The sequence below is a fragment of the Nocardiopsis deserti genome (assembly GCF_008638355.1).
GTDB lineage: Bacteria > Actinomycetota > Actinomycetes > Streptosporangiales > Streptosporangiaceae > Nocardiopsis > Nocardiopsis alborubida.
Window position 1 is genome coordinate 70,744 of record NZ_VWVS01000016.1, and the last position, 12,304, is coordinate 83,047.

The following is a 12,304-nucleotide window of genomic DNA, read 5'->3' on the forward strand; positions in this document are numbered from 1 at the left end:
GACGCGGCGGTCGGCGCGCCCCGACCAGGCCCCTCGGCGCTACAGCTTGCGGAAGTACCGCACGATCGGCAGCGCTGTGTAACCGGCGCGCTCGTAGGTGGCGCGGGCCGGGGCGTGCCCGTCGTCGCCGCCCGTCTCGACCATGGCCACCGCCGCGCCCTGCTCGCGGATCCAGTCGGTGGCGGCCTCGGTCAGCGCCGTCCCGACGCCCCGCCCCTGGTGGTCGGCGTCGACGCTCCCGGCCACCTCGTCGTGCTGGCTCCGCCTCCAGTCCGGGACCAGGACCGGGTAGACCTCCTCGCCCAGGACGCGGCGCAGCGAAGCGTGCACCGGTTCCCACGCGCGCAGTGCCAGAGCGACGACCGCTTCCCTGTCGGGTTCCCGGAACAGCCGGATCTCGATGTCCATGCGCACAGGCTAGACAGCGCCGATTCCGGGCGCACCGGGTTTTCCGGTGCGCTCAGCCGCGCAGGTCCTCCGGGAGCCACGCGGGCCCCGGGCGCACGGGTCGCCGGCGGACGCCGAAGGGGCGGCCGCGGCGCCCTGTCGCGCCGCGGCCGCCCCTCCCGGTGGGGCTCAGCAGCCCCCGGCGACCGCCGGGATGATGGAGACCTGGGCGCCGTCGGCGACCTCGGTCTGGAGGCCCTTCTCGAAGCGCACGTCCTCGTCGCCGATGTAGACGTTGACGAAGCGGCGCACCTTGCCGCCGTCGTCCAGGATGCGGGCGCGGATGCCGGGGTAGTTGGCCTCCAGGTCGTCGAGGACCTCGGCCAGGGTGGCGCCCTCGGCGGAGACCTCGGAGGCGTCGTTGGTGTAGGTGCGCAGGATGGTGGGCACGCGGACGCTGGCGCTCATGGCGGACTTCCTTCTCGTGGGAGATGACGGGTGGTCGGACGGCAAAGCCCGGATCCTGTTGCCTGGAGGGCCCAGCCGACAGCCCTGGGCAAGGGCCGGGGCGAGGCGGAGGCCCCGAAAAGCGCTGTCTAGGCCAGACCGGCGTCGGTGAAGGCGCTCAGCGACGGCTTGATCGTGGCGCTCACCCCGGCGTCGACGGCGTTCAGGGTCTTGAGCCCGTCACCGGTGTTGAGCACGACGGTCTCGGCCTTCGGGTCGAGCCTGCCCTCGCGGACGAGCTTGCGCAGCACGCCGGTGGTGACGCCGCCCGCGGTCTCGGCGAAGATGCCCTCGGTGCGGGCGAGGAGCTTGATGGAGTCGACGATCTCGTCGTCGCCCACGTGCTCCACCGATCCGCCCGTGCGCTTGGCGATGTCCAGCACGTACGGCCCGTCGGCCGGGTTCCCGATGGCCAGCGACTTGGCGATGGTGTCGGGCTTGACCGGCTGGATGACGTCGATGCCCTTGTCCCAGGCCTGCGCGACCGGGGAGCAGCCCGTGGCCTGCGCGCCGAAGATCCGGTACGGGCGGTCCTCGACCAGGCCGAGCTTGACCAGTTCCTGGAAGCCCTTGTCGATCTTGGTGAGCTGGGAGCCGGACGCGATCGGGATGACGATCTGCTCGGGCAGGCGCCAGCCGAGCTGCTCGGCGATCTCGTAGGCCAGCGTCTTGGAACCCTCGCCGTAGTAGGGGCGCAGGTTGACGTTGACGAATCCCCAGCCCTCGCCCACCGGGTCGCCGATGAGCTCGGAGCAGAAGCGGTTGACGTCGTCGTAGTTGCCGTCGATGGCCACGACCTTGCCGCCGTAGACGGAGGCCATGACGACCTTGGCCTCCTCCAGCCCGGCGGGGATGAACACGCAGGACTCGAACCCGGCGCGCGCGGCGGCGGCGCCGACGGCACCGGCCAGGTTGCCGGTGGAGGAGCAGGACAGGGTGGTGAACCCGAAGGTGCGGGCGGCCTCGACGGCGATGGCGACCACGCGGTCCTTGAAGGAGTGCGTGGGGTTGCCGGAGTCGTCCTTGACGTGGAGGGAGTCCAGGCCCAGCTCGGCCGCGAGGCGGTCGGCCCGCACCAGCGGGGTCAGGCCGGGAGCCATGTTGGGCAGCTCGGCGACGTTGGCCGGGACGGGCAGGAGGGAGCGGTAGCGCCAGATGCTCTTGGGGCCGCTCTCGATGTCGGCGCGGGTGACGGTCCCGAAGTCGTAGGCGACCTCAAGGGGGCCGAAGCAGAACTCGCAGGCGAACCGGGGGGTGAGCTCGTAGCGCTCACCGCACTCGCGACAGGAGAGCGCGGTACCGGGGCCGAAGGAGCGGGCGGTGGTGGGTTCGGTGGCGGTAATCGCCATGGCGAGGCGTCTCCCCTCATCTTTCCTGGCGGACACCTTGTCCCCAGGCCGGAGTTGGCACCTGTCCCAGCCGTCCCGCGGGTTCGCGGGTGTCACATGCTGGCATGGTTGCCGGGGCTTCGCAGGGCCGGTCCCTCCACCCCTCTGGATGAGCAATATGAAGTTTTGCGCTGGTCCTGTCGGATCCGCACCGCAACTGTAACGGAGGTGTCGGCCGGTTTTCCACGCCTGGTGATCCGGGTAACACGAAACGGCTCACATGGTGAGACGGCACTGGTCCGGGCCGGGGAGGCCCGTCCGCCGGTCGGCGCGCGTGTGACGCGCACCCCCGCTGACCCGCACGGGGTTTGGGGCGGCTGTCGACAGGCGAGACATAGGGTGAACCCCCTCTTCACCACCGCCCCACCCCGATCGCTTTTTCTCCGAGAGGACGACCACGTGGACAAGGCACAGATCCTCATCGCCTCCAACAGGGGACCCGTGTCCTTCTCGACCGCCGACGACGGCTCGCTGGAGCACCGGCGCGGCGGAGGCGGGCTGGTGTCGGGGATGATCTCGGTCGCCACCGAGATCGACAGCATCTGGGTGTGCGCCGCCCTGTCGGACGCCGACCGGCGGGCCGCTGCGGAGGCGCCGCAGGCCCGGCTGGACCAGGCACACGACCTGGACGGCATGCGGGTCCACATGCTGGACATCCCGCAGCAGGTCTTCGACGGCGCCTACACCGGGGTGGCCAACTCGACCCTGTGGTTCGTGCAGCACATGCTGTACGACACCCCCAACAAGCCGTCCTTCGGCTCGCGGTTCCGGCGGACGTGGGAGGACTACACCGCCTACAACAACGCGTTCGCCGAGGCCCTGGTGGCCGGTGCCGCCGAGGGCGCCCGCGTGGCCGTGCAGGACTACCACCTGGCGCTGGTGCCGCGGATCCTGCGCGCGCGCCGCCCCGACCTGCGCATCGCACACTTCTCGCACACCCCGTGGGCTCCCCCGGAGTACTTCCGGATGCTGCCCGGGCAGGTCGCGCGCGAGCTGCTGGAGGGCATGCTGGGCGCGGACCGGCTGGGCTTCCTCAGCCCGCGCTGGGCGGACGCCTTCCTGCGCTGCTGCGAGGAGATCCTGCGCGCGAAGGTCGACTTCGGGCAGCGCACCGTGGAGCACGGCGGCCGGTTGGTCGGGGTGGGCGTGCACGCCCTGGGCGCGGACGAGGAGGGGCTGCGCCAGAGCGCCGCCGAACCGGCCGTGGCCTCGCGCCGCAGCACCCTGGAGGACGCGGTCGGCGACACGAGGCTGATCGTGCGGGTGGACCGCACGGAGCTGTCCAAGAACATCGTGCGGGGCCTGGAGGCCTACCGCGAGCTGCTGACCGCCCGTCCGGAGTGGCGGGGGCGGGTGACCCACCTGGCGTTCGCCTACCCGAGCCGGGGAGACGTGCCGGAGTACCGCGAGTACACCGACGCGGTGCTGCGGACCGCCAAGGAGATCAACGAGGAGTTCGCGACCCCCGAGTGGACGCCGCTGATCCTGGAGGTCAACGACGACTACCCGCGTTCGCTGGCCTCGTTCCAGATGGCCGACGTGCTGCTGGTCAACCCGATCCGGGACGGCATGAACCTGGTGGCCAAGGAGGGACCGGTCCTGTCGGAGCGGGACTCGGTGCTGGTGCTGTCGCACGAGGCGGGTGCGGCGGACGAGCTGGGCGGGCACGCGCTGCTGGTCAACCCCTACGACACCGTGGAGACGGCGGAGGCGCTGCACGAGGCGCTGTCGATGCCCGCCGAGGAGCGGCGCAGGCGCAGGCAGCGGCTGGCCGAGGCGGCGGTGGCGCTGCCGCCTCGCCGGTGGTTCCAGGACCAGCTGCGCTCGCTGGGCTGAGTCCGGAGGCGTCGGGGCCCGGGGGCGCGTCCGCGCGCCCGGGTCCGCGCAGAGCCTGGGGCCCTGCGTTCGCACGGTCCCGGGTCTGCGGGTTCGGGACCGCTGAGGGCCCGGGGTCGGGGGCGCGTCCGCCGTCGGGAGACGGTACGCACCCCTGGTCGCGGCCCGGCGGACCGGGAGCCGGTCAGCCGGTCAGCCGGTGGCGCCCCTCCCGGTGTCCGCCTCGGCGAGGAGCTGCCGGATGATGTCGCTCTTGGCGTCGGCGTAGTCCTGGATGCGGTCCCAGGTGCGCCCGACCAGCTCGCGTTTGACCGCGGTGTAGCGTTCGCGCGCGTCGGCGTCGGCGATGAGGAGGTCGCGGAAGCGGCGCATGCGCTCCGCCTCCTCGCACCCCCGGCTGAACACGTGCAGGTTGAGGTTGACCTCGGAGCCCTTGAACACCCGGTGCTCGTACCAGTCGGGTTCCCTGATCACCAGGGGGTACCCGGCGGCTTCGAGGTCGGGCAGGTAGGCGGCCTCGTCCGAGGAGTCGGCGACGAGGAGCAGCAGGTCGACGCAGGGTTTGGCGGCGAGGCCGGGCACCGCGGTGGAACCGACGTGCTCGAAGAGCAGCACGCGGTCGCCGAGGGCCGCGCGGACCCTTCCGTCCTCGCGCCGGAACAGGTAGGGCCACTTGGGGTCGTACTCGGAGAGGCGGACGCGCCCGTTGACGAGATTGCGGAACTCGGGCGCGGTCCCGGCTCGCGGCTCGCCTCGTGAGGGCAGAGGAGACGCTTCGAGGGGTGACATTCTCCAAAGCCTTGTCCCCTCGGGTGCCCGCGTCAAGCCCGTCCGGCGTTGCTTACATATGCACGCGCAGACGTGACGTCACAGTTCGTCGGGGGTTCGTGACGTGCGGCGACCACGGACCGTGTCCGGTGTCCGGTTCCGGCCAGGAGGGCGAAGGCGCGCGTCCGCCGGGCCCCGTCGGGCGGACGGAGCCGTGCGGACCGGTTCCTAGTCGGGAACCGACACCACCAGAACCAGGGAACCCTCCAGCTCGGGCACTCCCCTCAGGTGCCCGAACCGGCGGTCCCAGGTCCCGTCGGCCAGGTCCCGGGACAGGTGGGCGGTGAACCGCTCGTGCACCGCCTCGTCCACGAAGCTCCACGCCGAGCAGGACAGGCGTGCGCCCACCTCCAGCAGGCCCTCCGGCCGCCCGTAGTAGGCCTCGTTGAACCCGTCGGAGCAGTCCAGGGGCACGGGGACGGGCACGACGGTGGTGGCGCCGCCCAGCCCCGCGGCCAGAGCGGCGATCGCGGGGTAGCGGCGGGCCTCGGTGTCCAGGACCTCGGGGGCGTACTCGTGGAGCCAGAAGTCGCGCACCAGGTCCGGGTCGCAGGTGAGCACCGCGACGGGGCCCGCGGTGACCCGGCGAGCCTCGGCCAGCCCGGCCTCCAGGTCGCGCCACTGGTGGACGCTGAACGTGGTCATGGCGGCGTCGAAGGACCCGTCGGGGAAGGGCAGGCTCTCGGCGGCGGCGTCGACCGCCGCGGGCAGGCTGTCCGGGCGTTTGGCCCGCATGCTGGCGGAGGGCTCCACGGGGGTGACCTCGCGGTCGAGGGGCTCGTAGGAACCCGCGCCCGCCCCGATGTTGAGAACCGTGCGCGCGTCACCGAGCGCGCGGTGCACCGTGGCCGCGATCCGGGGGTCGGGGCGGCGGTGGTCGGTGTAGGTGCGTGCGATGACACCGTAGTCGGCGTCGCCGGCGCTGCCGTCGGCCATGCGCGTCATGTGCTCTCCGCCCTGTCGTGGGCGCGCCCGCGGCGGGGCGCCCGGCGGTGAGGACGCTATCCGCCGGGCGGAGCCGGGCGCCAGTGCTCAACGGCCCCGCCCTCGGCACGGAGGGTGTGAGTGACCCCACACCGGCGGTGTCATGTGTTCGCCGGTTACGGTGCGTCCGGAACCGGAACCGGATAGCACCAGGGGCGTCCGGAACAGGGGCCTCCGGAACGGGCGCGGGGGAACCGGAGACGACCCACCACGGAATCCTCCGGAACGGGCGCGAGAACCGGCCGGAACCGGGGACGCCCCGGAACGGGGGCGTGGAGAGCCGAGGGCAGCCCGCCATGGGGGCTCCGGAACGGGCGCGCGGGAACCGGGAGCGTCCCGGAGCAGAGACCCCGTCCGTGCCCGCTCCTCCCGGGGGGAGCGGGCACGGACGGGTACGGCAGCTCAGTTGCCGCGGCTCAGTTGCCGCGCGTCCTGCGGCGGCGCCCGCCCTTCCTGCGACGGCTGGCGGGTGCGGCCTCGGCGGCGCGCTCGGAGGCGATCAGCTCGTCCTGCTCTCGGCGCTCGGCCTTCACGCCGTAGGGGTCGGCGGTGGAGCGGCGCACCCACAGGATCAGGATGAGGACGCCCAGGACCACGACGGCGCCGACGGTGACGAACCACGCCCACGCGGGCACCAGCCCCGACTGCTCGCCCTGCCCGGTCAGGTCCTCGTCGATGAGCGGGATGTCCTGGGCGACGCCGGACGCCTGCTCCTCCGCGCTGGGCAGGTGCAGCGCGGGCAGGCCGTCGGGACCGGGCCGGGAGCCGTCCACCAGGGCGTCGCGGACCTGGTCGGGCCGCAGCTGCGGGTGCTCCGCGCGCATCAGGGCTGCGGCCCCGGCGACCATCGCGGCGGCGTAGGGAGCCCCGGTCACCTCGGCCTGGCTCGGCTCCGGTCCAGCCGTGACCAGGTCGGCGCCGGGGGCGGTCAGCGCGATCATCCCGGCTCCGGGCGCGCCCGGGACGAGGGCTCCGTCCTGGTCCGTCCCCGCGACCGTGAGCACGTTGGGGTCCTCGTCCTCCCCCGCCGGGCCGACGACCAGCGCGCCGTTGTCGGAGGCCTCCTGGGTGGCCTCGGCGAGGTCGGGCCCCGCGGGCTCGGGCAGCAGGATGACCTGGGCGCCCTCCTGGGAGGCGAACCGCACGGCCTCGGCCAGCTGGTCCCCTGTGGGCAGCGCGAGCACGGTGGCCTCGGGAGCCACGCCCAGGACGCCGCCGTCGGCGTCCCTGCCGTGCCCGTGGGCCGCGACCAGTCCGGCCGTGGCGTTGCCCTGCTCGACGTCGCCGTCGTTCTCACCGAACCGCGTGTCCAGCTGGATGTTGTCGACCAGATCCGGGTGCCCCTCGTCGACGGAGACGCCCGGAAGCGCGACCGTGGCGCCCTGGCCCTGGTTCTCCTCCCACAGCTCCGGGGCCCCCACGGCCTGGAGTCCCCACTGCTCGGGCCGGTAGTCGGGAACCAGGTCCGCCGCGGCCGGGACCGCGGTCAGGCCGAGGACGGCGGCGGTGGCGGCCGCGAAGGCCGCGCTGGCCCCGCCACGGACGCGGCGTGTGTGTATCCTGTTGCGGCTGTTGCCCCCGAGCACGTCAGGCTCCCTCGAACGATGCGGTCGACGTTCCACGCGGCCCTCCGGACCCCCGTAATTCTGTCACGGGCACAGGATTCAAGCGTGGACAAGTGGCCTGAGGGGTAGAAAACGTAACTGTATCCCTGGTGCCAGTCCTGCGGTTTCGGCTCCTCATCCGGCATGTCGAGTCGCTAGCATGAGTCGGGCCGATCCGGACAAACCAATTTCCCGTCCAGGGGGTGTCCCATGCCGAATATCGGTCCGACCGAAGACGGTCAGTCGGCCCTCGCCGAGCGCGAGCAGCGCATCCTCGCCTTCGAACGCCAGTGGTGGAAGTTCGAGGGCTCAAAGGAACAGGCGATCCGTGACGAGTTCGGGTTCTCCGCGACCCGCTACTACCAGCTGCTGAACGGGCTGGTGGAACGACCGGAGGCCCTCGCCTTCGACCCGATGACCGTCAAGCGGCTGCGTCGGCTGCGCGCCGACCGCCGCCGTCAACGCAACGCACGCCAGCTGGGCATCCAGCTCTGAACGTTTCCCGGCCCTCTTCTTTGGGTCACTCGTACCCACCCCGCGCCCCGGTGACGACACCGTCCACACGGTCTCGCCGGCGCCTCCCGTCCGGGCCACCCCCGCGACGGAGAGCGGCGGCGCCGTCGCGTCCCACGAGGCCGACCGCGCACCCGACACCGCACGGACATCCGGCGAGACAGCCGTCACACACGCGGCGGAGTCCCGTCGGCGCCGGGGCGCGTCGGTAGTCTGGCGGTCCCGCCCGGCCCGCACCCGCGGCCCCACCGGAAAGGCCCTCCATGTCCCTGCCCCAACCCAGCACGGACGCCGGACGCACCGCGCTCGACGCCTTCCTCGCCGCACCCGAGCGGGCGCTGGCCGCCTTCGACTTCGACGGCACGCTCGCGCCCATCGTCGCCGACCCGCGCACGTCCGCCCCCTACCCGGGGATCGTGGACGTGCTCGCCGACCTGGCCGGGCTCATCGGCTCGGTCGCCGTGGTCACCGGCCGCCCCGCCGAGACGGCGGTGCGGCTGGGCGGCCTGGACCGGGTGCCCGGCATCACCGTGCTGGGGCACTACGGCGCCGAGCGCTGGGAGGACGGCCGCGTGGCCGCCGTCCCCGCGCCGCCCGGCGTGGAGGTGGTGCGCGAGGAGCTGCCCGGTCTGCTCGACGATCTGGGCGCCCCGGAGGGCACCTGGATCGAGGACAAGGGGCGCTCGCTCGCGGTGCACACCCGGCGCACCGCAGACCCGGACGGCGCGCTCGCCCTGCTCACGCCCGCCCTGAGCGAACTGGCCCGGCGGTCGGACCTCCAGGTGGAGCCAGGTCGGATGGTCGTCGAGCTCCGACCACTGGGTGTGGACAAGGGCGCGGCGCTCACCGCGCTCGTCGCCGAGGCGGGTCCGCGCGCGGTGCTCTACGCCGGTGACGACCTCGGCGACCTGCCCGCGTTCGACGCCGTGGTGGGACTGCGGTCCCAGGGCGTCGAGGGCCTGAACGTGTGCTCGTCCTCGGACGAGGTCACCGCCGTGGCCGACGCCGCCGACCTGGTCGTCTCCGGTCCCGCGGGGCTGGCCGACCTCCTGGGCGAGCTCGCCGACGCGATCCGCGGCGCCTCCGGGGCGTGACGCCCCCGGCACGGCGCCTTCAGGTGGGACAACCTCCGGGGCGTGACGCGCTGATGCGCTGACCGGAGACGGTGTGGCGTGTGGGCTTCCCCGCCGACGCACCCGTGTCCGTCCCCGCTCTCGTCCGGCGCGTGGGCGCGCTCCCAACACCCGCCGCCGTCACCACCCGCCTCAGGACGAGGACTCGTGCGCCTGCGGCGTGAGCGCCGACCGCGCGGCCGACCGCAGGTCCACCAGCCCGGTCCGGTGGCGCCCGTAGTGCACGGCGTTGGTGAGCACGCCCACGTACCGGCCGCTCTGCGGGTGCATGAACAGGCTCGTCCCGGTGAAACCGTTGTGGTAGACCACCCCCTCCGGGGTGACCAGCCAACCCAGGCCGCGCCACAGCCGCGCCCCCGCGTCCACGTGCGGCTGCCAACTCGTGCGCACGTAGGAGGACGGCACCGGCCCCCGTCCGCCGTCGTGCATCCGCAGGATCTCCCGGGTGAACGCGCCGAGGTCGATAGCGGTGCTGAACACCCCGGCGTGCCCCGCCACGCCGCCCATCAGCGCGGCCGCCTCGTCGTGCACCACCCCCCAGGCGGGGGCGGCTCCGGGGATGCGGCACTCGGTGGGCGCCACACCGGGCGAACGCGTCAGGGGGCCGAAGGCGGTGGAGCGCATGCCCATCTGCTCCCACAGGTCGCGGGCCAGCCGGTCCAGGCCCGTGCCGTAGAGGCGTTCCAGGAGCATGCCGAGCAGGATGAACCCGCGGTCGACGTAGGCGTAGCCCGGTTCCTCCAGCGGGTCGGCGAGGATGGCCTCCGCGAGGTCCTGGTCGGTGCCCACGTATCTCTCCAGCCAGGTCACCGGGTTGAGGCGGGCGGTGTGGGTGAGGATCTGCCGCGTGGTGATCTCCGCGCCGGGGAGGTGGTCCACGTCCAGGTACTCCGACATCGGGGCGTCCAGGTCCATGATCCCCTCGGCGACCGCCTGGCCGACCAGCGGCCAGGTCGCCATGACCTTCGTCAGGCTCGCGACGTCGTAGGCCACGTCCGGGGCGGTGTCGTGCTCGCCGTCGATCCGGCCGACGGCGACGAACTCCCACATGCCGCCGGTGCCGATCACGGCGGCTCCGCCGGGCAGCCACCCGGCGTCCACCATCACCTTCAGGACGCCCCGAATCCGCGCCCCTGTCTCCGTGAGCCAGTCACCATCACGCACAACACGCCTCCCCCCGGATGGTCTCGTCTTCCGGCGATACCCCGTTATCAGGTTGTTGTCACACGGGTCCCGGAGGTGCACAGGACGAAACCCTCGCAGGTCGCAGCCGTAATGAGGGCCACGGCACACGGCGGAGTAGTCTGGCGCCGGAGAAGCCCCGAGGAGGACGATGAGCAGCCAGACCCCCGTGCCCGCAGGTTTCCGCGGCGTGGCCGGAAACATCGGGATCAAGGACCCCAACGACGACTTCTTCGCGGTGGTGTCGGAGGTCCCCGCCCGCGTGTCCGCCGTGTTCACCCGGTCGCGGTTCGCCGGTCCCAGCGTGCTGCTCAGCCGCAGCGCGGCGGCCGACGGCAGCGCGCGGGGGGTCGCGGTGATCGCCCGCAACGCCAACGTGGCCACGGGCAGGGTCGGCGACAGCCACGCCCACGAGCTCCAGGAGCGCGTGGCGCGGGCGGCGGGTGTGCCGCCCGAGGAGGTGCTGGTCGCCTCCACCGGCGTGATCGGCCGCCCGTACCCGATCGAGAAGGTCCGCGCCTACCTGGACGCGCTGCCCGCGGAGTTCCCTCCTGCGGACCTGGACCGCTCGGCCGCCGCGATGATGACCACCGACACCCGGCCCAAGACCGCCTCGGCGACGGTGGGCGGGGCGACGCTGACGGGCATCGCCAAGGGCGTCGGCATGATCGAGCCGAACATGGCGACCATGCTGGCCTGGTTCTTCACCGACGCCGAGCTGGAGCAGCCGGTGCTGGACGAGGTGTTCCGCCGGGTGGTGGACCGCACGTTCAACGCGCTGAGCATCGACACCGACACCTCCACCAGCGACTCGGCGGCGGTGTTCGCCAACGGGCTGGCCGGGCCGGTGGACGCGGCGGAGTTCGAGGCGGCGCTGCACGAGGTGGCCCTGAAGCTGGTGCGGATGATCGCCTCCGACGGCGAGGGCGCCAGCAAGCTGATCGAGGTGCGCGTGACCGGCGCGCGCGACGACGCCCAGGCCAAGCGGGTGGCCAAGGCCGTGGTGAACTCGCCGCTGGTGAAGACCGCCGTGCACGGCGCGGACCCCAACTGGGGCCGGGTGGCGATGGCGGTCGGCAAGTGCGAGGAGGAGACCGACATCCTCCCCGGCAACGTGCGGATCTCCTTCGGCGACGTGGAGACCTACCCGGCGGAGGCCACGGACGGGGTGCTGGAGCGCGCCGCCCAGCACATGAAGGGCGACGAGGTGGTGATCGGCGTCGGCCTGGGCATCGCCGACGGCGCCTTCACGGCCTACGGGTGCGACCTGACCGAGGGGTACATCCGGATCAACGCCGACTACACGACCTGAGCCGCCGGTCCGGGCCCGGAGGGGTTTCGGACAGCCAGGTCGGTCGGTCGCGGTCGGCGGCGCCGTGCACAGCGGAGGCGGCCCCACCCTTGTCCACAGGGGGTGGTGCCGCCTCTTTCTTTCTCTGCTTGGGCGTCCGATCGGCAAATCTCCAGTAGGAAAGTTGAACTCTCCGACTATTGGAGCCATTCTGGAAGCGTGACCCCGGAAGCCCGGGGCACGAGCGCCCTGTTTCGGGGACGGGAAACCCCTGGACAGGCACCCCAGCCGGAAGGACCACACCCATGGGCGAGACGAAGGCGAGACGTCGGCGTGCGGTGATGCGTCGCAAGAACCAGGTCACCCTGCCCCGCGAGATCGCCGAGGCCCTCCACATCCGCGAGGGCGACGAGGTCGAGTTCGCCATCGCGGAGAACGGCCAGGTCACGCTCAGGGGCATGACCTCGGTACCCGCCGACCAGGCGTGGTTCTGGGAGAGCGACTGGCAGCGGGGCGAGCATGAGGCCAGCGAGCAGATCGCCGCGGGCCGAACCGAGGAGTTCGAGGACGCGGAGGCGATGTTCGACGCTCTGGAAGACGAGGAGCGCTGAGGACACTGGCCACGTTCGCCACCACCCCCCGGTTCCGGGC

12 protein-coding genes and 1 riboswitch are annotated in these 12,304 nt (G+C 72.7%); of the genes, 5 read left to right on the forward strand and 7 right to left on the reverse strand.

What is annotated here, in order from left to right; genetic code table 11:
• Positions 1-39: 39 nt before the first annotated feature.
• The 3 genes from FYW99_RS21750 to thrC form a co-directional block, all read right to left on the reverse strand.
• The gene (locus FYW99_RS21750; protein WP_150253897.1) at positions 40-408 is read right to left on the reverse strand and encodes a GNAT family N-acetyltransferase; all 369 of its coding nucleotides are present in this window, start codon (positions 406-408) and stop codon (positions 40-42) included.
• A 168-nt stretch (positions 409-576) separates the two neighbouring features.
• A complete protein-coding gene (locus tag FYW99_RS21755) occupies positions 577-855 on the reverse strand; it encodes a ubiquitin-like small modifier protein 1 (protein WP_061079464.1) in 279 nt (92 codons plus the stop codon).
• Positions 856-983: 128 nt separating this feature from the next.
• The gene (thrC, locus tag FYW99_RS21760) at positions 984-2,243 is read right to left on the reverse strand and encodes a threonine synthase (protein ID WP_150253898.1); all 1,260 of its coding nucleotides are present in this window, start codon (positions 2,241-2,243) and stop codon (positions 984-986) included.
• A 13-nt stretch (positions 2,244-2,256) separates the two neighbouring features.
• Positions 2,257-2,398, reverse strand: a riboswitch (SAM riboswitch).
• A 283-nt stretch (positions 2,399-2,681) separates the two neighbouring features.
• Here thrC and FYW99_RS21765 point away from each other — a divergent pair.
• Positions 2,682-4,118 carry an alpha,alpha-trehalose-phosphate synthase (UDP-forming) gene (locus FYW99_RS21765; protein ID WP_150253899.1) on the forward strand — a complete coding sequence of 479 codons (1,437 nt, stop codon included), beginning with the start codon at positions 2,682-2,684 and terminating at the stop codon, positions 4,116-4,118.
• Positions 4,119-4,310: 192 nt separating this feature from the next.
• On the opposite strand, the gene FYW99_RS21770 is transcribed toward FYW99_RS21765, so the two are convergent.
• From FYW99_RS21770 to FYW99_RS21780, 3 genes are all read right to left on the reverse strand, one after another.
• A complete protein-coding gene (locus FYW99_RS21770; protein WP_150253900.1) occupies positions 4,311-4,907 on the reverse strand; it encodes a GrpB family protein in 597 nt (198 codons plus the stop codon).
• Positions 4,908-5,114: 207 nt separating this feature from the next.
• Positions 5,115-5,891 (reverse strand): class I SAM-dependent methyltransferase, encoded by a 777-nt coding sequence (locus FYW99_RS21775; RefSeq protein WP_150253901.1) that lies wholly within the window; start codon positions 5,889-5,891, stop codon positions 5,115-5,117.
• A gap of 455 nt (positions 5,892-6,346) precedes the next feature.
• On the reverse strand, positions 6,347-7,516 hold the full coding sequence (locus tag FYW99_RS21780) for a S8 family serine peptidase (RefSeq protein WP_150253902.1): 1,170 nt from the start codon (positions 7,514-7,516) through the stop codon (positions 6,347-6,349).
• Between the two features lie 228 nt (positions 7,517-7,744).
• On the opposite strand from FYW99_RS21780, the gene FYW99_RS21785 reads away from it, so the two are divergent.
• Together FYW99_RS21785 and otsB are read left to right on the forward strand one after the other, a co-directional pair.
• Positions 7,745-8,029: a DUF3263 domain-containing protein gene (locus FYW99_RS21785; protein WP_013155209.1), complete on the forward strand. Its 285-nt coding sequence runs from the start codon at positions 7,745-7,747 to the stop codon at positions 8,027-8,029.
• Positions 8,030-8,310: 281 nt separating this feature from the next.
• Positions 8,311-9,141 carry a trehalose-phosphatase gene (otsB, locus tag FYW99_RS21790; protein ID WP_150253903.1) on the forward strand — a complete coding sequence of 277 codons (831 nt, stop codon included), beginning with the start codon at positions 8,311-8,313 and terminating at the stop codon, positions 9,139-9,141.
• 171 nt (positions 9,142-9,312) lie between these two features.
• On the opposite strand, the gene FYW99_RS21795 is transcribed toward otsB, so the two are convergent.
• Positions 9,313-10,344 carry a serine hydrolase domain-containing protein gene (locus FYW99_RS21795; RefSeq protein ID WP_150253904.1) on the reverse strand — a complete coding sequence of 344 codons (1,032 nt, stop codon included), beginning with the start codon at positions 10,342-10,344 and terminating at the stop codon, positions 9,313-9,315.
• A gap of 169 nt (positions 10,345-10,513) precedes the next feature.
• Between FYW99_RS21795 and argJ the strand changes: the two genes are divergently transcribed.
• Positions 10,514-11,674, forward strand: coding sequence for a bifunctional glutamate N-acetyltransferase/amino-acid acetyltransferase ArgJ (argJ, locus tag FYW99_RS21800; protein ID WP_150253905.1), 1,161 nt, complete (start codon positions 10,514-10,516; stop codon positions 11,672-11,674).
• A 284-nt stretch (positions 11,675-11,958) separates the two neighbouring features.
• Positions 11,959-12,264, forward strand: a complete 306-nt coding sequence (locus FYW99_RS21805) for an AbrB/MazE/SpoVT family DNA-binding domain-containing protein (protein WP_223839372.1) — start codon at positions 11,959-11,961, stop codon at positions 12,262-12,264.
• The last annotated feature ends 40 nt before the right edge of the window (positions 12,265-12,304 follow it).